The sequence below is a fragment of the Sphingopyxis sp. MWB1 genome, from assembly GCF_000763945.1.
Taxonomy (GTDB): domain Bacteria; phylum Pseudomonadota; class Alphaproteobacteria; order Sphingomonadales; family Sphingomonadaceae; genus Sphingopyxis.
Window position 1 is genome coordinate 1 of the sequence record NZ_JQFJ01000001.1, and the last position, 21,766, is coordinate 21,766.

The 21,766-nt window shown below is 63.2% G+C and carries 24 protein-coding genes; 12 read left to right on the top strand and 12 right to left on the bottom strand.

The features are described 5' to 3' along the window. The first annotated feature begins 258 nt into the window (after positions 1–258). Both recR and def read left to right on the top strand, forming a co-directional pair. Entirely contained in the window at positions 259–855 is a 597-nt protein-coding gene (gene recR / locus JV18_RS0100005) for a recombination mediator RecR (RefSeq protein ID WP_033072874.1), read from the top strand. A gap of 181 nt (positions 856–1,036) precedes the next feature. Then, entirely contained in the window at positions 1,037–1,570 is a 534-nt protein-coding gene (gene def / locus JV18_RS0100010) for a peptide deformylase (protein WP_033072875.1), read from the top strand. A gap of 260 nt (positions 1,571–1,830) precedes the next feature. Here the strand turns inward: def and grpE are convergent, their stop codons facing one another. Together grpE and hrcA are read right to left on the bottom strand one after the other, a co-directional pair. Next, the gene (gene grpE / locus JV18_RS0100015; protein WP_033072876.1) at positions 1,831–2,430 is read right to left on the bottom strand and encodes a nucleotide exchange factor GrpE; all 600 of its coding nucleotides are present in this window, start codon (positions 2,428–2,430) and stop codon (positions 1,831–1,833) included. Between the two features lie 4 nt (positions 2,431–2,434). Beyond that, positions 2,435–3,478, bottom strand: a complete 1,044-nt coding sequence (gene hrcA, locus JV18_RS0100020; RefSeq protein WP_033072877.1) for a heat-inducible transcriptional repressor HrcA — start codon at positions 3,476–3,478, stop codon at positions 2,435–2,437. 185 nt (positions 3,479–3,663) lie between these two features. Here hrcA and rph point away from each other — a divergent pair, with 185 nt between their 5' ends. The 5 genes from rph (at position 3,664) to JV18_RS0100040 (ending at position 7,611) form a co-directional block, all read left to right on the top strand. Next, positions 3,664–4,380 carry a ribonuclease PH gene (gene rph, locus JV18_RS0100025; RefSeq protein WP_033072878.1) on the top strand — a complete coding sequence of 239 codons (717 nt, stop codon included), beginning with the start codon at positions 3,664–3,666 and terminating at the stop codon, positions 4,378–4,380. A 113-nt stretch (positions 4,381–4,493) separates the two neighbouring features. Beyond that, positions 4,494–5,126 carry an RdgB/HAM1 family non-canonical purine NTP pyrophosphatase gene (gene rdgB / locus JV18_RS0100030; RefSeq protein WP_033072982.1) on the top strand — a complete coding sequence of 211 codons (633 nt, stop codon included), beginning with the start codon at positions 4,494–4,496 and terminating at the stop codon, positions 5,124–5,126. 53 nt (positions 5,127–5,179) lie between these two features. Then, positions 5,180–5,311, top strand: a complete 132-nt coding sequence (locus JV18_RS15095) for a (d)CMP kinase (protein ID WP_144243816.1) — start codon at positions 5,180–5,182, stop codon at positions 5,309–5,311. A 152-nt stretch (positions 5,312–5,463) separates the two neighbouring features. Continuing rightward, positions 5,464–6,609: a radical SAM family heme chaperone HemW gene (hemW, locus tag JV18_RS0100035; RefSeq protein WP_033072879.1), complete on the top strand. Its 1,146-nt coding sequence runs from the start codon at positions 5,464–5,466 to the stop codon at positions 6,607–6,609. A 108-nt stretch (positions 6,610–6,717) separates the two neighbouring features. Then, entirely contained in the window at positions 6,718–7,611 is an 894-nt protein-coding gene (locus tag JV18_RS0100040) for a tyrosine-type recombinase/integrase (protein WP_033072880.1), read from the top strand. Between the two features lie 46 nt (positions 7,612–7,657). Here the strand turns inward: JV18_RS0100040 and JV18_RS0100045 are convergent, their stop codons facing one another. From JV18_RS0100045 to rsmI, 4 genes are read right to left on the bottom strand one after another with little or no spacing between them, the layout of a single operon-like run. Continuing rightward, complete coding sequence (locus JV18_RS0100045; protein ID WP_033072881.1) at positions 7,658–8,269, bottom strand: DedA family protein; 612 nt, start codon at positions 8,267–8,269, stop codon at positions 7,658–7,660. 59 nt (positions 8,270–8,328) lie between these two features. Continuing rightward, the gene (gshB, locus tag JV18_RS0100050) at positions 8,329–9,279 is read right to left on the bottom strand and encodes a glutathione synthase (RefSeq protein ID WP_033072882.1); all 951 of its coding nucleotides are present in this window, start codon (positions 9,277–9,279) and stop codon (positions 8,329–8,331) included. 22 nt (positions 9,280–9,301) lie between these two features. After that, positions 9,302–9,652, bottom strand: a complete 351-nt coding sequence (locus JV18_RS0100055) for a YraN family protein (protein ID WP_033072883.1) — start codon at positions 9,650–9,652, stop codon at positions 9,302–9,304. Then, the gene (gene rsmI, locus JV18_RS0100060) at positions 9,649–10,509 is read right to left on the bottom strand and encodes a 16S rRNA (cytidine(1402)-2'-O)-methyltransferase (RefSeq protein ID WP_033072884.1); all 861 of its coding nucleotides are present in this window, start codon (positions 10,507–10,509) and stop codon (positions 9,649–9,651) included. Before rsmI ends, JV18_RS0100055 begins: the two co-directional genes overlap by 4 nt. A 61-nt stretch (positions 10,510–10,570) precedes the next feature. Here rsmI and JV18_RS0100065 point away from each other — a divergent pair, with 61 nt between their 5' ends. Both JV18_RS0100065 and infC read left to right on the top strand, forming a co-directional pair. Then, positions 10,571–11,707, top strand: a complete 1,137-nt coding sequence (locus JV18_RS0100065) for a penicillin-binding protein activator (RefSeq protein WP_144243817.1) — start codon at positions 10,571–10,573, stop codon at positions 11,705–11,707. Positions 11,708–11,872: 165 nt separating this feature from the next. After that, entirely contained in the window at positions 11,873–12,406 is a 534-nt protein-coding gene (gene infC / locus JV18_RS0100070; protein WP_033072885.1) for a translation initiation factor IF-3, read from the top strand. A gap of 167 nt (positions 12,407–12,573) precedes the next feature. On the opposite strand, the gene JV18_RS0100075 is transcribed toward infC, so the two are convergent. Continuing rightward, positions 12,574–13,302 (bottom strand): NRDE family protein, encoded by a 729-nt coding sequence (locus JV18_RS0100075; protein WP_235302676.1) that lies wholly within the window; start codon positions 13,300–13,302, stop codon positions 12,574–12,576. A 99-nt stretch (positions 13,303–13,401) separates the two neighbouring features. Here JV18_RS0100075 and JV18_RS0100080 point away from each other — a divergent pair, with 99 nt between their 5' ends. Continuing rightward, on the top strand, positions 13,402–13,842 hold the full coding sequence (locus JV18_RS0100080) for a hypothetical protein (protein WP_033072886.1): 441 nt from the start codon (positions 13,402–13,404) through the stop codon (positions 13,840–13,842). 57 nt (positions 13,843–13,899) lie between these two features. Here JV18_RS0100080 and JV18_RS0100085 read toward each other — a convergent pair whose 3' ends face one another. The 5 genes from JV18_RS0100085 to uvrB form a co-directional block, all read right to left on the bottom strand. Further along, entirely contained in the window at positions 13,900–15,405 is a 1,506-nt protein-coding gene (locus tag JV18_RS0100085; protein WP_033072887.1) for a S10 family peptidase, read from the bottom strand. A gap of 94 nt (positions 15,406–15,499) precedes the next feature. Next, entirely contained in the window at positions 15,500–15,790 is a 291-nt protein-coding gene (locus JV18_RS0100090; protein ID WP_033072888.1) for an addiction module antidote protein, read from the bottom strand. Further along, positions 15,768–16,133 (bottom strand): type II toxin-antitoxin system RelE/ParE family toxin, encoded by a 366-nt coding sequence (locus tag JV18_RS0100095; RefSeq protein WP_081944616.1) that lies wholly within the window; start codon positions 16,131–16,133, stop codon positions 15,768–15,770. Before JV18_RS0100095 ends, JV18_RS0100090 begins: the two co-directional genes overlap by 23 nt. Continuing rightward, on the bottom strand, positions 16,130–16,564 hold the full coding sequence (locus JV18_RS0100100) for a hypothetical protein (protein WP_033072889.1): 435 nt from the start codon (positions 16,562–16,564) through the stop codon (positions 16,130–16,132). The genes JV18_RS0100095 and JV18_RS0100100 overlap by 4 nt, the downstream gene beginning before the upstream one ends. A gap of 47 nt (positions 16,565–16,611) precedes the next feature. After that, positions 16,612–18,798 (bottom strand): excinuclease ABC subunit UvrB, encoded by a 2,187-nt coding sequence (gene uvrB / locus JV18_RS0100105; RefSeq protein ID WP_033072890.1) that lies wholly within the window; start codon positions 18,796–18,798, stop codon positions 16,612–16,614. Between the two features lie 82 nt (positions 18,799–18,880). Between uvrB and JV18_RS0100110 the strand changes: the two genes are divergently transcribed. Both JV18_RS0100110 and JV18_RS0100115 read left to right on the top strand, forming a co-directional pair. Continuing rightward, the gene (locus JV18_RS0100110) at positions 18,881–19,405 is read left to right on the top strand and encodes a DUF3617 domain-containing protein (RefSeq protein WP_033072891.1); all 525 of its coding nucleotides are present in this window, start codon (positions 18,881–18,883) and stop codon (positions 19,403–19,405) included. 549 nt (positions 19,406–19,954) lie between these two features. After that, positions 19,955–21,682: a hypothetical protein gene (locus tag JV18_RS0100115; protein ID WP_033072892.1), complete on the top strand. Its 1,728-nt coding sequence runs from the start codon at positions 19,955–19,957 to the stop codon at positions 21,680–21,682. Positions 21,683–21,766: the final 84 nt, after the last annotated feature.

Genomic DNA, 21,766 nt, shown 5'->3' on the forward strand with positions numbered 1-21,766 from the left:
GCCTGAGGGGGCGCGGCGGGGGCGGGCACGGGAAAGGGGGGGGTGCCCGGGGAGGCGGTGGGCGTGGGCGGGGGCTTTGGGGGGGGGGCGGGGGGAGTGCAGGGTGGATGCGTCCCCGTGGGGGGCGTGGCGGGGGGCTGGACCCCGGATCCCGGATCCCAGATCAAGTCCGGGATGACGAGTCCGGGGTGACGAGAGGGGGAGAGCTAGGGGATTGAGCATATTGCGGGCGGGGAGCAGAGGCTTTACCACCGGCCCATGGTCTCCACCGAAATTGAAGCGCTGGTTCAGCAACTCGCCCGTTTGCCGGGGCTGGGGCCGCGCTCGGCGCGGCGCGCGGTGCTGCATCTGATGAAAAAGCGCGAGAGCGCCTTTGCGCCGCTGCTCGCCGCGCTTCAGAGCGTGTCCGAACGGCTCGTCACCTGCGGCATTTGCGGCAATGTCGATACGCAGGACCCCTGCGCCATCTGCGCCGATCCGCGCCGCGACGAACGCAGCCTGTGCGTGGTCGAGGAAGTGTCGGACCTGTGGGCGCTCGACAAGTCGCGGCTGTTTCCCGGCAAATATCATGTGCTGGGCGGGCGATTGTCGGCGCTGGAAGGGGTGCGGCCGCAGGACCTCAGCATCGACGCGCTGGTCGCGCGCGTCGCGGCGGGCGGGATCGATGAAGTGGTACTGGCGATGAACGCCACGCTGGAAGGCCAGACGACGGCCCATTATCTGGCCGAGCGGCTGGAAAATTATCCGGTGCGGCTGACGCAGCTGGCCCATGGCCTGCCGGTCGGCGGCGAGCTCGATTATCTGGACGAAGGGACGCTGGCGCAGGCGCTGAGGGCGCGGCGGCCGGTTGGGTAGTCGCAGGCAAAGTCATTGCGAGGAACGAAGTGACGCGGCAATCGCCAGCGGGCGTCCTTGCGCGGCCGAAAGCAGGAGATTGCTTCGCCCGGCCTCTGCCGAGCTCGCAATGACATGTTTGGGACGTGGGCTTCGCTTCCAGCCCCTTGACCAATCACCGCCGCGATCATACCTGCGCCTTATGGCCATTTTACCGATCATTGAGACGCCGGACCCGCGGCTGCGCGTCATTTCCGAGCCGGTCGAGACGTTCGACGCCGAGCTGAAGCAGCTTGTCGCCGATATGTTCGAGACCATGTATGACGCGCCCGGCATCGGGCTTGCCGCCATTCAGGTGGGGGTGCCCAAGCGCATCCTGGTGATCGACCTGCAGGAAGCCGACCCCGAGGATGAAGAGGGCAAGCGGGTCATTCGCGACCCCCGCGTCTTTATCAATCCGGTTTTTTCGGACTTTTCGGAAGAGCATAGCGTCTATCAGGAAGGGTGCCTGTCGGTGCCCGAACAATATGCCGATGTGACGCGCCCCGCCGAAGTGACCGTCGATTGGCAGGATGAGGATGGCAAGCATCATCAGGAACGCATGACCGGCCTGATGGCGACATGCATCCAGCATGAGCATGATCATCTGGAAGGCATTTTGTTCATCGACCATCTGTCGCGGCTGAAGCGCGAGATGGTGCTGAAGAAGCTGGCGAAGCTGCGTAAGGCGGCGTGAGATTGAGGGTAGCGCGCTTTTTGCGCTGCTTTTCTTGTAACGCTGGTCCTTTTCCTACCCATTTTCGTCATCCCGGACTTGATCCGGGATCCATTCCAGCGTTGGTGTCGTGGACCCCGGATCAAGTCCGGGGTGACGAATATTGGGGGTGAGGCGCGGGCGGTGGTCCCGGCAGTGCATGGCCCCTTACCCCGCTTCGCCTAGGCGGCCGAGCCGTCAAGGCTGCACAGCCCTCTCCCGCAAGGGGAGAGGGGATTTGGTCAGTCGGCTTTCTTGGCGACGCCGACCATGGCGGGGCGCAGCAGCCGGTCCTTGATCATATAGCCGGCCTGCATTTCCTGAACGATTGTGCCCGCTTCCTTGTCGCTGGGGATTTCCATCATCGCCTGATGCTGATTGGGGTCGAGCGGTAGGCCGATGGCGGCGATGCGGGTGATGCCATGGCGTTCGAAGACGCTCATCAATTCGCGCTCGGTGGCTTCAAGGCCGGTGACGAGCGGCTTGATCGCTTCATTGGCGCGCTGTTCCTCGGTCAACGAGGCGAGCGCGCGGCCGAGATTGTCGGCGACCGAGAGAATGTCGCGCGCAAATTTGGTCGCGGCATAGGCGTGGGCGTCGGCCACTTCCTTTTCGGCGCGGCGGCGCACATTTTGCGTTTCGGCGCGGGCATAGAGCAGGTCCTGCTGGGTCGCGGCGAGCTGCTCGGCAAGCTTTGCGGCCTCATCCTGTCCGGCCTCTGCCGTCGGTTCGCCTTCGCCGAGCTGCTGCTCCGTTTCGGCGCCGTTCCGGGCCTGTTCGTTGCTGCTGTTGTCGGGGGTCGCCGTGTCTTCGACCGGCGTTTCTTTCTTTATGTCTGTCATAAACCTATCGTATCAGTCTGGAAAGCGATTGAGCGGTGAAGTCCACCATGGGTACGATGCGCGCATAGTTCAAGCGCGTCGGGCCGATAACCCCGACGACGCCGACCACGCGCCCGTCGCTGCCGCGATAAGGGGCCGCGATAACCGACGAACCCGACAGCGAAAAGAGCTTGTTTTCAGAACCGATGAAAATCCGCGTCGCGCTGCCCTCGCGCGCGCTGTCGAGCAGGCGGGCGATATCCTGCTTGGTTTCAAGCTCGTCAAGAAGCTGGCGCACCCGGTCGAGGTCGCCGATCGCGCTGTCGTCGAGCAGATTGGCCTGGCCCCGCACGATCAGTACCGGGCGGTCGGCGCCGTCGGAGGACCAGAGGGCAAGGCCGCGCGCCACCAGATCCTGCGCCGCGCGGTCGATGGCGATGCGTTCGGCCTCCATCTCGCGCCGCACGCGCTCCATCGCTTCGGTCAGCGTGAGGCCCGCCATCAGCGAGCTGATATAATTGCCTGCCTCGACCAGCGCCGACGGGCTGAGCCCTGCGGGAATGTCGATGACGCGATTTTCCACCGCGCCGTCGCTGGCGACGAGCACGACGAGCGCCTGAACCTCTGACAAGGGCACGAAGGTTACTTGTTTGAGCACACGTTCATGCTTGGGAACGAGCACCAACCCCGCGCAGGCGGAAAGGCCGGAAAGCGCCGAGGTCGCCTGGGCGAGCGCGCTTTCGATGGGGCCGCTTTCGGACAGGCTCGCCTCAATCTGCGCGCGATCCTCCGCGCTGGGTTCGGCGACCTGCATCATCCCGTCGACGAAGAGGCGCAGCCCCTGTTCGGTCGGCATCCGCCCCGCACTGGTGTGCGGGCTGGCGAGCAGGCCCAGCTCCTCCAGATCCTGCATCACATTGCGGATCGAGGCGGGCGAAAGATTGAGCGCGGCGAGTTTGGAGAGGGTGCGCGAGCCGACCGGCTGGCCGGTTTCGAGATAGGCGTCGACCACCAGCCGGAACACATCGCGCGCGCGCGTAGTCAGTTCGATGATGGGAGCCGTTGTCATGGACTAGATTTAGGGAGTGAGGGGCGATGGGGCAAGCCGCGAAGCGGAAGGAGGGCGGCGATGCCGCGTTCGCGCTCCCGCTCCCGTTCGCCGCGGTCGCAATGACATTGCAGGGCGCAAGGGGGTTTGCGCGGGCGGGCCAAGCCCGCTAAGCGCCGCAGCCATCATATCACAGGAGAAACTCTATGCGTCCTTCCGGCCGCGCGCCCGACCAGATGCGCCCCATCGCCATTGAAACCGCCTTCACCATCCATGCGGAGGGGAGCGTGCTGGTCAGCTTTGGCAATACCAAGGTGCTGGTGACCGCGAGCGTCGAGGAAAAGGTGCCGCCCTTCCTGCGGGGCAAGGGGCAGGGCTGGGTGACCGCCGAATATGGCATGTTGCCCCGCGCGACGCATACGCGCGGCAGCCGCGAGGCAGCGCGCGGCAAGCAATCGGGACGGACGCAGGAAATTCAGCGGCTTATCGGGCGAAGCTTGCGCGCTGTCGTCGATATGGAAAAGCTGGGCGAGCGGCAGATTGTCATCGATTGCGACGTGATCCAGGCCGATGGCGGCACGCGCACCGCGTCGATTTCGGGCGCGTGGGTCGCGCTGCGGCTCGCGGTGGACAAGCTGCTGGAAGCGAAGACGATTGCCGAAGACCCGATTGCCGACAAGGTGGGCGCGATTTCCTGCGGCATTTATCAGGGGACGCCGGTGCTCGACCTTGATTATGACGAGGATTCGAATGCCGAGGCCGACGGCAATTTCGTGCTGACCGGCAAGGGGCAGATTGTCGAAGTGCAGGCGAGCGCCGAGGGGGCAACCTATGATGAGGAAGGGCTGCTGCGCCTGCTGCGGCTCGCGCGCATCGGCTGCGGCGAGATTTTCGCGGCGCAGGATGCGGCGACGGGGCGGTAAACAGCTGTCGTCACCCCGGACTCGTCATCCCGGACTTGATCCGGGATCCGGGGTCCATGACGTCGACGCTGGAATGGATCCCGGATCAAGTCCGGGATGACGACGATCAGGAGATGCTTGTGACCCATCGCAAACTTACCCCCGGAAAGCTGGTCATCGCCAGCCATAATGCGGGCAAGGTGCGCGAGATTCGCGCGCTGCTCGAACCTTATGGGATTGAGCCGGTGTCGGCGGGCGATCTGGGCCTGCCGGAGCCCGAAGAGACGGGAACGACTTTTCGCGAAAATGCGCTGCTGAAGGCGCATGCCAGCGCCAGCGCCGCGAATTTGCCCGCACTTGCCGATGACAGCGGGCTGGAAGTCGCGGCGCTGGGCGGACGCCCCGGCGTCTATACCGCCGACTGGGCCGAGCGGCAGGCGTTCGAAGGCCTGCCGGGGCGCGACTGGTATATGGCGATGGGCAAGGTCGAAGGGCTGCTGGCCGAACAGGGGCCCGATGTCGACCGCAGCGCGCGCTTTGTCTGCACGCTGGCGCTCGCCTGGCCCGATGGTCATGCCGAAATTTTCGAAGGCCGCGCCGAAGGCAGGCTGACCTGGCCGCCGCGCGGCAAGCTGGGCTTTGGTTATGACCCGGTATTTGTGCCAGAGGGCCGCACCCAGACTTTTGCCGAAATTCCACCGGCCGAAAAACATGCGATCAGCCACCGCGCCGATGCCTTTGCCAAGCTGGTGTCGGGGGTGTTTTGACGCGGCGGTGGGGGCGCATTGCCTGATCGGGCAAGGCCGGGCATGTTGCAGCGATGATCATCGAGCTGAACGGTCCGGCGGGCGTCGGGAAGCTGACCATTGGACGGATGGTTGCGCGTGATTTGGGCGGCCGTCTGCTCGACAATCATACGATCTATGGCCAGTCCGCCTCTTCGCCGGTTTGACGCGGGGGCCATGGATTCCGGCTTTCGCCGGAATGGCGAAAAGGGGGTGGCGCCAGAGAGATCCGGGCTTCTTGCAATGACGGGGTGAGGGCGATGGATGCCGGGACAAGTTCCGCATGACGAAAGGGGGCGAAAGGGGGTAGGGGGCGCGCATGGCCGAGCCGCTTGCCCTTTATGTCCACTGGCCCTTTTGCGTGAGCAAATGCCCCTATTGCGACTTTAACAGCCATGTGCGCGAAAGCGTCGATCAGGCGGCGTGGCGCGATGCGCTGCTGGCCGATTTGCGCCATGAAGCCGCGTTGCTTTCGGGGCGGCGGGTGTCTTCGATCTTTTTTGGCGGGGGAACGCCCAGCCTGATGCCGCCGGCGACGGTAGCGGCGGTGATCGCCGAGGCCGATGCCCTGTGGGGGCTGACGGACGGCTGTGAGATCACGCTGGAGGCGAACCCCAATTCGGTCGAGGTCGCCAATTTTGCGGCGCTGGCGGCGGCGGGGGTCAATCGCGTGTCGATTGGTGTGCAAAGCTTTGACAGCGCGGCGCTGGACTTTCTGGGCCGCGCACATAGCGGCGAGGAGGCGCGGCGGGCGATTGCGGCGGCGCAGGCGCATTTTGCGCGGGTCAGTTTTGACCTCATCTATGCGCGGCCCGGACAGGCGCTGGCGGCGTGGGAGAGCGAACTCGCCGATGCGCTGGCTTTTGGAACGGGGCATTTGTCGCTCTATCAATTGACGATCGAGCCGGGGACGCGCTTTGCGACGCTGGCGGCCAAGGGGGAGCTGGTCATCCCCGATGGCGATGCCGCCGCCGACCTGTTCGACGCGACGCAGGCGATGACGCGCGCCGCCGGGCTGCCGCGCTATGAAGTGTCGAACCATGCGCGGGCGGGGGAGGAAAGCCGCCATAATCTGACCTATTGGCGTTATGGCGATTATGCCGGGGTCGGCCCCGGGGCGCATGGGCGGCGGCTCGCGCAGGCGACCGAGCGGCACAAGAAGCCGGAAAATTTCCTGTCGGCGGTGGAGCGCAACGGCCATGGGCTGAAGGTCGAGGCCGACCTGCCGGGGCAGGAGCGCGCGACCGAGGCGATGCTGATGGGGCTGCGCCTGTCCGAAGGGGTGGATCTGGCGCGGATCGAGGCGCGGAGCGGGCTGGCGCGCGCGGACTTTGTCGAGGACGATGCGGTGGCGCGGCTGGTGGCGCAGGGGCTGATGCAGGCGGATGGCGACCGGCTGGCGGTGAGCGAGGCGGGGATATTGCTGCTCGATACGATTCTTTCCGAAGTGGTGCGGACGGGTTAGGCTGCACCGATCCGTTCGCATCGAGCGAAGTCGAGATGCTGGTCGGGCTTGCGCCGTTTCGATGGGTGTCTCGACTTCGCTCGACACGAGCGGTGAAGGGGAGGTTTTTTGGCCGACGATCTGATCCGCGAGTGGGATGCCCATCTGGCGCATGAAAAGCGCCGGTCGGTGCACACGCGCCGCGCCTATGTTGCGACGGCGGAGCGTTTTTGCGCCTTTTTGTCGCGGCATTTGGGCGGTGCGGTCGATGCGCGCGCGCTGGCGGGGCTGAGCGCGGCGGATTTGCGCGGCTTTCTGGCGGAGCGGCGCGCCGAGGGGCTGGGCAATGCCTCGGCAGCGCGCGAGCTGTCGGCGGTGCGGTCCTTCCTGCGCTTTGTCGGCGGCAGCGGGGCGAGCGTTCCGCAGATGCGGGGGCCGCGCGTCAAAAAGGGGCTGCCGCGCCCCGTGGCCCCGGCGGAGGCGCTGGAACTGGCGCAGGATATGGAAGCACAGGCGCGGCAGAGCTGGGCGGGCGCGCGCGACTTTGCGCTGATGCTGCTGCTCTATGGCGCGGGGCTGCGGATTGGCGAGGCGCTGGCGCTGACCGGCGCGGCGGTGCCGATGGGCGAGACGCTGCGCGTGACGGGCAAGCGCGGCAAGACGCGCGTGGTGCCGATTATCGCGCCGGTGGCGGCGGCGGTGGCGCGCTATGTCGCCGCCTGCCCCTATCCGATCGCGGGCGATGGGCCGCTGTTTCTGGGGGTGCGCGGCGGGCCGCTCGAACCCGGGGTGGTGCGCGCCAATGTTCGCGCCGCGCGCCGCGCGCTCGGCCTGCCCGAACGCACGACGCCGCACGCGCTGCGGCACAGTTTCGCGACCCATTTGCTGGCGGGCGGGGCCGATCTGCGGAGCCTGCAGGAATTGCTGGGCCATGCGAGCCTCGCTTCGACGCAAATTTATACGGCGGTGGATGCCGCGCATTTGCTGGATGTCTATCGCGCGGCGCATCCGCGGGCGGAATAGGCGGCGTCGTGGACCCCGGATCAGGTCCGGGGTGACGAGGGAGGGGCTAGTCGCTGCGCTGGGCCTTGGGCTTCCACGTGATGACGCGGTAGATGTAGAAGAGGAGCATCGCGCCGATGGCGATGACCGCGACGGGGCCGATGAAGCGGTCGACCTCGGCGAACTGGCGGCCGAACCAGTTTCCCGCACCCGCGAGCGCGGTGATCCAGATGGTCGATCCGGCGGCGGTCCAGACCAGAAATTTGAGCTGGTTCATCCCCATCAGTCCGGCGGGCAGCGAGATCATCGTGCGGGCGACCGGCATGAAGCGGCAGACGAAAACAATGCCCGACCCATATTTCAGGAACCAATTGTGGAGCCGCTCCACCTCGTCCCATTCCATCGTCAGCCAGCGGCCATAGCGATCGACGAGGGGTTTGAGGCGATGATAGCCATAGGCGCGCCCGACCCAATACCAGACCCAATTGCCAAGCGTGGTGCCGAGGACGGCCACCCCGACGAGCGGCCAGAAGTCAAAGCGCCCCTGCGCGACGGCGACGCCGCCAAGGCTCATGATCACTTCCGACGGGATGGGCGGAAAGACATTTTCTAGAAACATCAGCACCGCAATCCCGGCGTAACCCCAGGATTCGATGAGATCGAGCATGAAGTCGGTCATGGGGTGCCTAACGTCGCGGGGGCGCTATTGGATGCTTTGCGAGGGCATGGTGCGGCGCCCTAGCCGATGCGCCGGGCGATGGCGTCCCAGATCATCCCCGCCGTATCGCTGTTGTTGAAACGGTCGATCGCGACAATGCCGGTGGGCGAAGTCACGTTGATTTCGGTGAGCCACTCGCCGCCGATCACGTCGATGCCCACAAAGATCAGCCCCCGTTCCTTGAGCGCGGGGCCAAGGGCGGCGCAGATTTCCTTCTCGCGCGCGCTGAGCTCGGCGGCTTCGGCATAGCCGCCGACGGCGAGGTTCGAGCGAAATTCGCCTTCGCCGGGCTTGCGGTTGATCGCGCCCGCGACTTCGCCGTCGATCAGCACGATGCGCTTGTCGCCCTCGCTGACGCTGGGCAGAAATTGCTGGACCATGAAGGGTTCGGGCCAGACCTGGCCGAAGAGTTCGACAAGCGCGCCGAGATTGGCGCCATCGGCGTCGATCTTGAACACCGCCTTGCCGCCATTGCCGTGCAGCGGCTTGATCACGACCGCGCCGTGGCGTTTCTGAAAATCCTTCACCGCGTCGAGATCGCGCGTCACCATCGTCGGCGGCATATATTCGGCATAGTCGAGCACGAAGACTTTTTCGGGCGCGTTGCGGACCGAGACGGGGTCGTTGACCACCAGCGTCTCCCCCGCCAGCCGTTCGAGCAGCCAGGTGCCGGTGAGATAGCCAAGGTCGAAGGGCGGGTCTTGCCGCATCAGCACGACATCGACATCGCGGCCAAGGTCGAGCGTCACGGGATCGCCGAAGCGGTAATGGTTGCCCGGTTCGCGCGCCAGGGCTTCGACCGGATGCGCGCGCGTCGTCAGCCGTCCCGCCTCCCACGTCAGGCCGCGCACATCATAATGATAGAGGCGATAGCCGCGCTCCTGCGCCTTCATCATCAGATGAAAGCTGCTGTCGCCGGCGATATTGATGCCGTCCATCGGGTCCATTTGCACGGCGGCGCGCAGGGTCATGTGCTTCTCCTTGGTGACACCATCATGGTTGCCAGACGTGGACCAGATGGCGTGGCAGGCGCCCCGGCGCAAGGAGCATCGCGTCGATACGGATGTCATCGCCTGCACGGGCGAAGCGCGGGGCGAGCATTTCCGCCGCCGCCGCAACGCGGCGCAGCCGCCGGGCGTCGATGGAAAAATCGAGATCCCCGGCCCGGTCGCGCCACTTCACTTCGATGAAGGCGACCACGCGGCCCCGGCGCGCAACCAGGTCGACCTCGCCCACCGACACGCGCAGCCGCTCGCCCAAGATGCGCCAGCCGTGAAGGCGCAGCCACCAAGCGGCGCGTCGTTCGGCCTTGCGCCCGCGTGCCTCGGCCGCGGCGCGGGTCAAACACGCTCCTTGAGCGCCAGCGCGCGCGCATAAATATCGTGGCGGTCGCGCCCGAAACGCTTGGCCACCGCCTTGGCTGCTTTGGCGACCGGCTGATCGGCGAGCGCGACGCGCAAGGCCGTGTCGATCGTCGCGTCATCGCCTTCTTCATGGGTTTGTTCGGCGGGCGGGCCGACGATCAGGACGATTTCGCCTTTGGGCGGCGCGTCGGCATAGCGGGCGGCCAGCTCGGTGAGCGTACCGGTGACGCATTCTTCGTAAAGCTTGCTGATCTCGCGCGCCACGGCGGCGTCGCGGTCGCCCAGACCCTGTGCCAGCGCCGCGAGCGTCGCGGCAAGGCGCGGGCCGCTTTCATAGAAGATCAGCGTGGCGCGCAAGCTCGCCAGTTCGGCGATGCTGTCGGCGCGCGCCTTAGCCTTGCTGGGCAGGAAGCCTGCGAACAGGAAACGATCGCTTGGCAGCCCCGACAGGGTGATGGCGGCAATGGCGGCGCAGGGGCCGGGCAGGGTGGTGACATGCCGCCCCGCCGCGCGCGCGTCGCGCACCAGCTTGTAACCGGGATCGGAAATCAGCGGCGTGCCCGCGTCGGACACCAGTGCGACGATTTCGCTTTCCATGCGTTCAATCAAGGCGGCGCGCGTGCGATCGTCGCTATGATCATGATAGGGAATCATCGGAATGCGAACCCCGAGGTGCGACAGAAGCTTTGCCGTCACCCGCGTATCTTCTGCTGCAATCACATCGGCTTGCGCCAGCAACGCCGCAGCGCGCGCGCTGATGTCAGCAAGGTTGCCGATAGGCGTCGCCACGATATAAAGGCCTGCGGAGGGAGAATTTTTAATGGGCGAATCCGACATGCCGACGAAAATGGCAGAAACTTGCGCTGAGCGCCAAGCCAATGCGTCGTCGCGGCGTAAAATGCTCCGCGGTCTGGGCGTCGTTGCGCTGGGCGGACTGCTTGCTGCCTGTCAGGTGGTGCCGAAAAGCGCCGACCCGCGCCCCGCGCCGCCGCCCGAACAGCCGCGTGAGCCTGTCGGCCCCGGATTGCCGACCGATACCGACCGTCATCGCGTGGCGCTTCTCGTTCCCCAAAAGGGCACCAATGCCGATGTCGGCACCGCCATTGCGAATGCGACGACGATGGCGCTGCTCGATACAAGGACCGAAAAGGTCCGCATCACCACCTATGATACGTCGCTGGGCGCGGCGGCTGCCGCGCGGCAGGCGATTGCAGATGGAAACAAGCTGATCCTGGGGCCACTGCTCAGCGAAAATGTGCAGGAAGTGGCGCCGATTGCGCGCGCGGCGAAAATTCCGGTGCTGAGCTTTTCGAACGACAGCAGCGTGGCCGGGAATGGCGTTTTCATCATGGGCTTTGTCCCCGGCCAGTCGGTCGAGCGGATCGTCGCTTATGCCAAAACCAAGGGGCACAGCCGCTTTGGCGCGCTCGTTCCCAAAAATGTCTATGGCGACCGGGCGACCGCCGCTTTTCGCGCAGCGGTCAAGGAGGCGGGCGGCACGCTGGTCGCCATCGAAAGCTATGATCGCACCGCCACCGCGCTCAGCGGCGCGGCGCGGCGACTGGCCCATGGCGGCGAAATGGACGCGGTGCTGATCGCCGACACCGGGGGCAATGCGGTGCGCGCGGTGCCTGTGATCAAAGGCGCGGGCGAGCGCCAGATTTTGGGCACCGAATTGTGGAATACCGACGCTTCGCTGGGCGGACGTCCGGCAATGCGCGGCGCCTGGTTCGCCAGCGTGTCCGATGGGCTTTATGGGCAGCTTGCGACCAAATATCGGACACGGTTCGGACGCGCACCCTATCGTCTTGCCAGCCTGGGCTATGATTCGGTGCTGCTGACGGTGCGGATCGCACAGGATTGGAAGCCGGGAACGGCTTTTCCGACGACGCGCCTGCTTGCCTCCGACGGCTTTGGTGGAATTGACGGCATCTTCCGTTTTGACAATCGCGGCATTGCGATCCGGGCGCTGGAAGTCAGCGAAATCGGTGCCGGCGGCTTCCGCGTCGTGGACCCCGCACCGCGCAAATGGTAAGCGGCACGGCGTTGCCGGACCGCCACAGTCGGCTGAAAAGCGGCGCGCGGTTGGCACGCGCAACCTTTACGCCGCGCCCATGTTCATTATATGTGCGCTGTGCGAGCCGTCACAGCATGGCGCGCGCCTGAAATAACTATAGGAGATACAGCTATACGCCCGCCCATGAATCGCCGCTCGATGGCCCTGCCGCCCAAGAACGGCCCGCGATATAATGAATTCATTGCCTCCCCCAAGGTCCGTGTGATCGACGAGGAAGGTGAAAATCTGGGCGTTATGCTGACCGCCGAAGCGATTGAACAGGCGGCCGAGGTCGGCCTCGATCTGGTCGAAGTCTCTCCCAACGCCGATCCGCCAGTGTGCAAATTTCTGGACGTGGGCAAGTTCAAATATGAAGCCCAGAAGAAGGCGAATGCCGCGCGCAAGACCCAGAAGACCCAGGAAATCAAAGAAATCAAGATGCGTCCGAATATCGACGAGCATGATTTCGACGTGAAGATGAAAAAGGTTTTCCACTTTCTGGAAGATGGCGACAAGGTCAAGATGACCATGCGCTTTCGCGGCCGTGAGATGAGCCACACCCAGCTGGGCCTGAATGTGTTGCAGCGGGTTGCTGAAATGACGGCAGATATCGCCAAGGTCGAGGCGCGTCCGCGCACCGAAGGGCGGCAGATGCTGATGGTCCTCGCTCCCAAATAAGTCGTTCGCATGAAGAGAGCCTGTGGCGAGGTGCTGTTCCCTTGGAAGAGCGCTTTGCCGGAGGCATCCCTGATTTGCCCGGGGGACACGTCCCTCTGTCGGAGGGATGATCGCGCTGAGCTTCGTTGGGTGGGCCTCTTCGTCGGGGGACTCATATTCCCTTGCGATTATGAACGCAGCGGGCTTCCGCGGCCCGTTTGAAGATTGAGCGTTGTCGTGCCGCTGGACTGACCCCCGGCATCGAAGCGACGCTCGATCATGCGCGCTGCCCCTTTTGTGTCGATGAACAACAGGGTGGAAGCGCGCGTTCCATAATGGGCGCTGCGTAGAAATAGCGCAGGCGGCTGTTCGTCCAGCAACGCATCGAGTAATTCTTCGGGATGTTGGCCGCGTTCCACCGCCTTGCTGAGATGCGCGCCCAGTCGCGCCGCGCGGGGGCAGAGGGTGTCGGGGGCTTCATTGGCCAGCGCATGAATTCCCGCCACCAGCGAGCGACGCTGGGCGAGGGGGCGATTGCTTAACAGCAGAGCCTGTTCTGGGTCGATCATCAACAGGTTGAAGGCGTTGAACCGGTCGAGGTCGATGGCATGCGGATCAGAAAAATCACCCTGGCCGCGCAGCAGATCCGTTACCAATGCGCCGCGCGAGGCCTTGGCAGGGTCGGGCGGCGCGCCCCGCACATTTGTGACCACCACGGCGCGTCCGCTGGGGGCATGCAGGCCGAGCCAGGTTCCGCCTGCCTGCAGGTCGCGGCCCGCGACAAGGCCGCTGTCATCGCCCCAACGATGCAGCGGCACCGCTGCGCGAGCGTGGAATTCGTCGCGATTTCCCAATAGAATCAGCGGATAGTCGGGATGAACCTGCCAAGCGAGCGCGACGACACACATGGGGCGCATATCGGCGCTTGGACGGGATTTGCCAAGGGCGCGAAGGGCTTTGGAGCAACGCTCTGCTGTGTTATACCGCTAGAGCAGATTGTTTTCGGGGAGGGAAATATGGTGACCGAAAGCGTAAAGACACCCGCTCATCTTTGGGCGATCGGGGGGCTGTCGCTGGTGTGGAATGCCCTTGGCGGCTATGATTATCTGATGACAAAATTGAAGAATCCCGCGCATATGGCGGCCTTTACCGACGAGCAGCGGGCGTATTTCGACCATTTCCCCATCTGGGCCGATTTCGGCTGGGGGCTGGGCGTATGGATGGCAATTTTGGGGTCGATCCTGCTGCTGGCGCGCAGTCGCTATGCTGTTGGGGTTTTTTTGCTGTCGATTCTGGGGTTGGCCATCAGCAGCATCTATCAATTCGGCCTTCATTATGGCGATTTGATGCGGATGTTCGGGACATTTCCGATAATCTTCAGCGCCATCCTCTGGGTGGTTGCCATTGCGCTTTATGTCTATGCGCGGGCGCAGGCGGCAAAGGGCGTGCTGCGATAGGGCTGAGCAGCTTGTCCCCCCGGCTTGCGCCAGGGGGACAGGAAAGCCAGACCGAACCTAGCGTGCGCGGATGAAGGCGCGGATATCCGCTGACAATTGGTGGCGATCCTCGTCGCGAATATACATCATATGGCCCGCATCATAATAGGTGTAGCTGATGCGATCCTGCGGGATGCCGGTGCGCGACAGCGCATATTCGGCGGCGAAGAAGGGCGTGGCGAAATCATACCAGCCCTGCGCGACCAGCACCTTTAGCCCCGAATTTTCGCGCAACGCCTGGCCGATATAGGGGGCGACGTTCAGATAGGCATTGGTGTCGCGCCCGCCGATCCGCCAGTCCCACTGCGCGCCGATGCGGCCGATGGACTGATATTCGCGGTCGGTCCTGAAACCGAGGCCGTCGCGGGCCCAGGCGTTGATCGCGGCGGTATAGCCTGCGTCAATGCCATAGAAGCTGGGGTCATTGTCGGGGGTTTCCCCCGCATTGTCATAGTCGCGGCCCGTATAGCGGCTGTCGAGCCGGCCGACGGTGAGGCCGCGGTCGCGCAGCAATTCCTTGTAGAAACGGCTGGGGGTGACGCGCAGATCGGCCTGTTCGAGATAGGTTTCAGACAGGCCAGTGAAGCGCGCAAGCTCGCGGCGGATGGCGTCGCGTTCCGCGCCCTGCAGCTTTTGCCCCTTGAGCAATGCGCTGGCATAGGGGCCGAGCGCCCATTGCCGCGCCTCCTCGGCAAAGGCGGCGGGCGAGGCGGCGCTGGCCTTGCCATGGTAAAGGGCGGTGACCGCCATCGTCGGCAAATTGGTGATATAGCTCAGCTCATTGCCCGGCGTGTCGGCGCCCGCCGCGAAATCAAGCACCGTCGAAATCAGGATGATGCCATTGAGGGCGACATCGTTGAAGGTCGCGTTCATCAGCTGATTGGCGACCGCCGCCGAACGGGTGGTGCCATAGCTTTCACCGCCCAGATATTTGGGGCTGTTCCAGCGGCCATTGTCGTTCAGCCAGCGGCGGATGACTTCGGCGACCGCCTTGGCGTCCTGTGTCACCCCATAATAATCCTTGGGGTCGGCATCGCCGATCAGATGCGAAAAGCCCGTGCCCGGCGGGTCGATGAACACCATGTCGGTAACATCGAGCAGCGCATCGGGATTATCGACAATCGGGTAGGGCGGGGCGCCATCGTCGCGGGCATCGCTGGGGATGGCAACGCGCTTGGGGCCAAAAGCGCCCATCATCAGCCAGACCGTCCCCGAACCGGGACCGCCGTTGAACAGGAAAGTCACGGGGCGATTGGGGTCGCGCGGTTCCTTGACATAGGATGTGGTGACCACCGCCGCCTCGGCCTTGCCATCCTTGCCGCGCAAGATGGTCTCGCCAATGGTCGCGGTATAATTGACCCGCTGCCCGCCGAAAGTGCCGCTGAGCTTTGTGGTGCGGACCTGCGGTTCATAATCGGCGGCTTTATCGCTCTTTTCGGCCTTGGCCGATTTTTCCTCGGCATGGAGGATGGTGGGCGCCGCGACGGCAAGCGCCAGAGCGAAAAGCGAAAGACCCGATTTCATATTTTTTCTCCCCGGTTGAGGCAGGGACGCTAGGTTGCAGTCGGGAAGGAGACAAGGTTACTTGTCGGCTGTAAAGGGACGTTCGTCGAAGGGATCAGGCGGCCTTCTTGGGCTGCACCGACAGTTCAAGGCCTAACGCATCGAGGACGGCCATCAATGTTTCCAGTGTGGGGTTGCCGTTTTCAGAGAGTGCGTTGTAAAGTGCCTGTCGCCCAAGTCCCGATTTGCGAGCGATCTCACTCATGCCCTTCGAGCGGGCGACATCGCCCAGCGCACTGGCGATATGTTTGGGATCGTTCCCTTCCATCGCTGCTTCGAGATAATACAGGATATGCTCCTCAGTCGCGAGGTAGCTTGCTGCATCAAACGGTCGTAGCTCCGTCACGGTTTTCAATCTCTTCCTTCAGTCGCTTTGCATAAGCGACGTCGTCATCCTGGGTGCGCTTGTTGCCACCGCATAGCAGAATGACAAGCTCCTTGCCGCGCCGGAAGAAATAAACCCGATAACCCGGTCCATAGTCGATCCGCATCTCAAAGACGCCGCCCTTTACGGACTTATGGTCTCCGAAATTGCCGTTCGACGCGCGTTTCAGGCGGTCGGTGATTTTCGCGATCGCCCGAATGTCACGCAACGAACCGAGCCAACGGGCGAATTCCGTTGTTTCCGCCAGCTGGTAAGTTTGTCCTGTATGGAGGACAGTGCTGGCTTTGTCAAGATCGCTGGTCATGATTTGAGTGCATCCATTCGGACCCAATCTTCGTCGAAAGGACGCTTAACGTACCAAAAGCGCCATCCGTTCACGTTCGTTTGGGAAATAGCGCCCGCGGCATCAGACGGGCTGGTTCTGACGTTCCCATATTCATCGACCCACTGAGAGCCCCGAATTTGTGCGCGATGAGTTTTGCCCTTGTAGGTCGCTCGAAAGGTGGTCCCATCAGGGAAAAAGACGTTCGAAAACCAAGCGCCGCTGATGGTACTCCCACCGGGTAGGGCAAGCGTGTCCGGTAGGCCGGGCAGGTCGATTTCGCCGAAGCCGGGGCTAATCTCTGTCGCAGGCAAATTCAGAAGCCGACGAATGACCTCATTGTAATTGTCGTTCTCGCTCTTCAGCTGCGCCGTGAGCGCCTGCCAGACTTCAAAATCGATAGTGATCTGCATGCCAAATCCCCTAATAGTCGGCAACGTAGATCAGATAGATAAAATAGTCAACTCCCCCACTTCGTCTTGCTCTGCTTGCCGAAGCGGCCCTTGCGGGTGCCCGGCTTGCCTTCGTTAGATCGCCCGACGCGCGGGGCAACCTGCTGATCTGCCGGCAGGCCGAGTTCGTCGGCTTCCAAGCGCCGGATTTCGTCGCGGAGGCGGCCGGCTTCTTCGAATTCGAGGTTGGCGGCGGCGTCGCGCATCTTCTTTTCGAGATCCTGGATATAGGCGCGCAGATTGTGCCCGACCATATGGTCGGGCTTGTCCTCGCCAATGTCGATGGTGACGCCATCCTTTGACGCGACATGCGCGATGATGTCGCCGATATTGCGCTTGATCGTCGTGGGCGTGATGCCGTGTTCGGCGTTATACGCCTCCTGCTTGGTGCGGCGGCGGTCGGTTTCGCGCAGCGCGCGTTCCATGCTGCCGGTGATGCGGTCGGCATAGAGGATGACGCGGCCGTCGACGTTGCGCGCGGCGCGGCCGATGGTCTGGACGAGGCTGGTTTCGCTGCGCAGGAATCCTTCCTTGTCGGCGTCGAGGATCGCGACAAGCCCGCATTCGGGGATGTCGAGCCCCTCGCGCAGTAGGTTGATGCCGACGAGCACGTCGAACACGCCGAGCCGCAGGTCGCGGATAATCTCGATGCGTTCGAGCGTTTCGACGTCGGAGTGCATGTAGCGGACCTTCAGCCCCGCTTCGTGGAGAAACTCGGTCAAATCCTCTGCCATGCGCTTGGTGAGCGTGGTGACGAGGGTGCGGTATCCCGCTGCGGCGGTCTTTTTCGCCTCGGCGATCAGATCGTCGACCTGTTCCTCGACGGGCTTGATCTCGACCGGCGGGTCGATGAGGCCGGTGGGGCGGATCACCTGTTCGGCAAAGACGCCCTGCGTGCGTTCCATCTCCCACGTTCCCGGCGTTGCCGAGACGCTGACCGTCTGCGGACGCATCGCGTCCCACTCGGCGAACCGCAAGGGGCGGTTGTCGATGCACGAGGGCAGGCGAAAGCCATATTCGGCCAGCGTGATCTTGCGGCGGTGGTCGCCCTTTGACATCGCGCCGATCTGCGGGATCGTCTGGTGGCTTTCGTCGACGAAGAGCAGGGCGTTGTCGGGCAAATATTCGAACAGCGTCGGCGGCGGTTCGCCGGGGAGGCGGCCGGTCAAAAAGCGGCTGTAATTTTCAATGCCCGCGCAGCTTCCCGTCGCGGCGATCATTTCGAGGTCGAAATTGGTGCGCTGTTCGAGCCGCTGGGCTTCGAGCAGGCGGCCCTCGGCCTCCAGCTCCTTCAGTCGTTCGGCGAGTTCGTGACGGATCGCCTCGGTCGCCTGTTTGAGCGTCGGTCCCGGCGTCACATAGTGGCTGTTGGCATAGACGCGGATCGCGTTGAGATTGGCGATCTTCTTGCCCGTCAGCGGGTCAAACTCGGTGATCTCCTCAATCTCGTCGCCGAAGAAACTGACGCGCCACGCCATATCCTCATAGTGCGAGGGGAAGATCTCCAGGCTGTCGCCGCGCACGCGGAAATTGCCGCGCGCAAACGCCTGATCGTTGCGCTTGTACTGGAGCGCGACAAGCTTGCGGATGATTTCGCGACTGTCAGCGACTTGGCCTTTTTTGAGATCGAAGATCATCGCCGAATAGGTTTCGACCGAGCCGATGCCATAGAGGCACGAGACCGAGGCGACGATGATGACATCGTCGCGTTCGAGCAACGCGCGCGTTGCCGAGTGGCGCATCCGGTCGATCGCCTCGTTCACGCTCGATTCTTTTTCGATATAGGTGTCGCTGCGCGGCACATAGGCCTCGGGCTGGTAATAGTCGTAATAGCTGACGAAATATTCGACCGCATTGTTGGGGAAGAAGCTTTTGAACTCGCCATAAAGCTGTGCGGCGAGAATCTTGTTCGGCGCGAGGATGAGGGCGGGGCGCTGCAGCTCCTCGATCACCTTGGCCATGGTGAAGGTCTTGCCCGATCCGGTGACGCCGAGCAGCACCTGATCGCGTTCACCCGACAGCGCGCTTTCGACCAGTTCCTTGATTGCGGTCGGCTGGTCGCCCGCGGGTTCATATTCGCTCACCAGCTCGAAACGCTTGCCGCCTTCCACCTTTTCCGGGCGCGCCGGGCGGTGGGGGACATAATCGGCCGAAGTGTCGATTTCGTCGAGCGAGGTACGAATCTGAATTGCCATCACCCACAATATGCTAGTGAAGAGGGGCGATCACAATCGCTATGAGATATATTCCCCCCGTTCGACGACAGGAGCACCGACCATGAAGAAATTTGCAGCGCTGACCATGGCTGGAGCCTTGTTGGCATTGGCGGGATGTTCCGGTGCGTCGGATGAAAATGCCGGCGGCACGGTGAAGCGCGAGGCGGGAAATTGGCGCACCGATGTCAAGCTCGTCAAATTTGATGTGCCCGGCATGCCCGACGAGATGCGTGAGGGCATGAAGCAGATGATGGAAGGCGCCAGCGGCCTCGACCAGTGTTTCACCCAGGAACAGGTCGACAAGGAAGATATCGCCGCCGAGCTGGCCAAGGGGCCGGGCAAGGATGGCGAATGCAAATGGTCGCGGGAAGAAATCGCGGGCGGCAAGGTCGATATCGCGGGCGTCTGCACCCAGAATGGGCAGGACGTCGATATGGCGCTGACGGGAACGATCGAACCCAAAAAGACCGATGTGTCCATTTCGACCAAGGGCAAGATGCCCAATGGGTCCGATATGGAAATGATCATGCAGATGACCAGCGTTCACACAGGCCCTTGCAAGTCGGACGCATCCGCGCAAAAGTGAAATTCTGACATGGATTAAAGGACTTGGGCGTCGGAGTCTTTCGGCGTCCCCGCCCTTGGTCCGCGTCAGAAGGGGCGGATCAAACGGGGCTTGATCATGCAATATGACAGATTTCATATGCTGGTGGACTTGCCGGATGGAGACAGGTGGGGCTGTCGGTCCATCCGGCGAAGTCGCAGTGCGTGAAACCGGTGGGTTGGGTCAAAGGTGCCAGGGACCAGCTCGCACCTTTGGTCCATCGTTTTCACTTAGCTGCCAAGGCGGAGGGCCAGGCAGGCCACGGCGCTGTGGGGGGACACCGCGACAGTAAAATCTTCTCAAAAATCAAAGGGGAGTTGCAGTAACATGGGGTCACGTAGCGGGGTATCGCCAAATCGAAAGTATTTGTTAACTCGATTTGCGCAGTTTTTGCCGATATTTGGCGATAACGCATTTTTCTGATATGATTTTTCAGCAGTCTGTTACCGTTACGATCAATAAATTCACGGCATTGGCGTATGTGATTGGCCTGTTCATCTTATCGCCCGCCTGGGGCAATTGAGGCGCAGCATGGACCAGACAGACATAAAAGAGAATGTCGACCGGGACGAAGCTGACAAGATTATCGTCAGGGAACTGGCGGAGCTTCTTCAATCCCCGCTCTTCATTCGGTCGCCGGTTTTATCGCGGCTTTTGCAATTTCTCGCCGATCATCGGCTGCAGGGTGCACGCGTGGCCCCCAAGGCCTATGCCATTGCGACCGAAGCGTTGGGGCGCGATGCCGATTTCGACCCGGCGGTCGACAGCTATCCCCGCGTGATGATCGGGCGGCTTCGCAGCCTGCTCGACCGCTATTATGGCGAAAGGCCCTGGGCCTATCGCCTGCGGGTGCCGCAAGGCAGCTATGAACTGGTGGTGCAGCATCGCGCCGCACCCCCGGCGCCTGTTCGGGAATATGATCCCGGGGATGATCCCAACGCCCTGATCGGCGAAGACGCAGCGGCTGGTTTGATGCAGCCGCCATCGGACCTGCAAAGAGGCTGGCACTGGGTAGGGCCAGCCCTTTTTATTCTGGGATTGCTGCTGCTCGTCGGTTGGCGGGTGGTGAGCGAACGCGACGGGCTGCTTGCGCCCGATCCGCGCAGCTATCCTGTGGTTGAAATCAGCGCGCCTTCGGGCAGCGAAACAGCGACGGGCAGGGCGCTGGCGCGGGCCGTCGACGGGCGACTGCGCGACGGGCTGCGCCGTTTCGACATGGTCGACCTGTTGAGCGCGCGCAGCAGCGAGGGAAGCGCGCGCCCGAGCGCGGATTATCGCATCGACGTATCGCTCGCCGGGGCGGATGAGGAGCCGGTGGACGTCACCATCATGCTCAACCGCCTGTCGGACCAGCGCACAATCTGGTCCCAGCAACTGCGCCTGAGTGACGAGGATGAGCCCGAATATGCGGCCCTCGACCCGGTTATTGCACAAATCGGTAGCGACTATGGCGTGATCGTTCGCGATCAGGTGCAGCGGCGGCCCAGCGATTTTGCACCCGGCTATCCCTGCCTCGCCCAATTTCAGCGGCTGCGGCACATGCAAGCTCTGGAGGATGCCGAGCGGGTGGGGCGCTGTTTACAGGCGACGGTGTCGGCGCGTCCGCTGGATCCCGTTGCGCTCGCTTCCCTGTCCTGGCTTCGCTTTGACCAGTGGCAAAGAGCGAAAGGAAGCGAAGAAGGTCAGGAATATTATGCGGAGGCGCGAAACCTGGCCGACCGGGCCTATCGCAATGGCATCAACAAGCCAGCCGGGCTGTTCGCGATGGCGCGCGCGCATTTTTATGAAGGCAATTGCTCCAGCAGTCAGGCGATGGGGGATGCGGCCCTCGCCTTGAATCGCTATGATTCGAATATCAGCGGCTTTCTGGGCGTTTATCGCGCCACTTGCGGCGATGAGGAAGAGGGCGAAGCCTTGCTGCGCCGTGCGCTTGCACTCGATGCGGCGCCGACCGGGCTTCCTGCGGTATCGCTCGCCTTTTTAACCTCCGAGCGCGGGCAGCAGCAAGAGACGCTTGCGATTCTGGACGCCATGCCTTCGCCTTCCAATGTCGAGCCGCAGCAGAGGATCGTGCGGGCCATCGCCGTTGCGCGCGAAGGGCGCCTTCCCGAAGGGCGGAAGCTATGGGCGCAGGTGCGGGCCGACAGTGGCCTGCCCGCCGAAGCGTCGACAGAGCGGGTGCTTGGCCGTTTTATATTTTCATCCAGAATGCTTCAGCGAACGCGGGCGGCTTTGCGCGATTCCGGGGTGGCGCCATAGCGCTTTTGCAGCGATGCCGCTTTTCGCTCCACCGGATATCTTGATAGAAGGATGGGGAGCGCCTATTTTATCCGGATATGGGAC

Coding starts and splice junctions, on each gene's coding strand:
- rph (WP_033072878.1), top strand. CDS start 3,664: ATGCGTCCTTCCGGCCGCGCGCCCGACCAGATGCGCCCCATCGCCATT.
- uvrB (WP_033072890.1), bottom strand. CDS start 18,798: ATGGCAATTCAGATTCGTACCTCGCTCGACGAAATCGACACTTCGGCC.
- JV18_RS0100100 (WP_033072889.1), bottom strand. CDS start 16,564: ATGCAGATCACTATCGATTTTGAAGTCTGGCAGGCGCTCACGGCGCAG.
- JV18_RS0100115 (WP_033072892.1), top strand. CDS start 19,955: ATGGACCAGACAGACATAAAAGAGAATGTCGACCGGGACGAAGCTGAC.
- rsmI (WP_033072884.1), bottom strand. CDS start 10,509: ATGTCGGATTCGCCCATTAAAAATTCTCCCTCCGCAGGCCTTTATATC.
- recR (WP_033072874.1), top strand. CDS start 259: ATGGTCTCCACCGAAATTGAAGCGCTGGTTCAGCAACTCGCCCGTTTG.
- JV18_RS0100075 (WP_235302676.1), bottom strand. CDS start 13,302: ATGCGCCCCATGTGTGTCGTCGCGCTCGCTTGGCAGGTTCATCCCGAC.
- JV18_RS0100085 (WP_033072887.1), bottom strand. CDS start 15,405: ATGAAATCGGGTCTTTCGCTTTTCGCTCTGGCGCTTGCCGTCGCGGCG.
- grpE (WP_033072876.1), bottom strand. CDS start 2,430: ATGACAGACATAAAGAAAGAAACGCCGGTCGAAGACACGGCGACCCCC.
- infC (WP_033072885.1), top strand. CDS start 11,873: ATGAATCGCCGCTCGATGGCCCTGCCGCCCAAGAACGGCCCGCGATAT.
- hrcA (WP_033072877.1), bottom strand. CDS start 3,478: ATGACAACGGCTCCCATCATCGAACTGACTACGCGCGCGCGCGATGTG.
- JV18_RS0100080 (WP_033072886.1), top strand. CDS start 13,402: ATGGTGACCGAAAGCGTAAAGACACCCGCTCATCTTTGGGCGATCGGG.
- JV18_RS0100110 (WP_033072891.1), top strand. CDS start 18,881: ATGAAGAAATTTGCAGCGCTGACCATGGCTGGAGCCTTGTTGGCATTG.
- JV18_RS0100095 (WP_081944616.1), bottom strand. CDS start 16,133: ATGACCAGCGATCTTGACAAAGCCAGCACTGTCCTCCATACAGGACAA.
- JV18_RS15095 (WP_144243816.1), top strand. CDS start 5,180: ATGATCATCGAGCTGAACGGTCCGGCGGGCGTCGGGAAGCTGACCATT.
- JV18_RS0100065 (WP_144243817.1), top strand. CDS start 10,571: ATGCTCCGCGGTCTGGGCGTCGTTGCGCTGGGCGGACTGCTTGCTGCC.
- rdgB (WP_033072982.1), top strand. CDS start 4,494: ATGCTTGTGACCCATCGCAAACTTACCCCCGGAAAGCTGGTCATCGCC.
- gshB (WP_033072882.1), bottom strand. CDS start 9,279: ATGACCCTGCGCGCCGCCGTGCAAATGGACCCGATGGACGGCATCAAT.
- hemW (WP_033072879.1), top strand. CDS start 5,464: ATGGCCGAGCCGCTTGCCCTTTATGTCCACTGGCCCTTTTGCGTGAGC.
- def (WP_033072875.1), top strand. CDS start 1,037: ATGGCCATTTTACCGATCATTGAGACGCCGGACCCGCGGCTGCGCGTC.
- JV18_RS0100045 (WP_033072881.1), bottom strand. CDS start 8,269: ATGACCGACTTCATGCTCGATCTCATCGAATCCTGGGGTTACGCCGGG.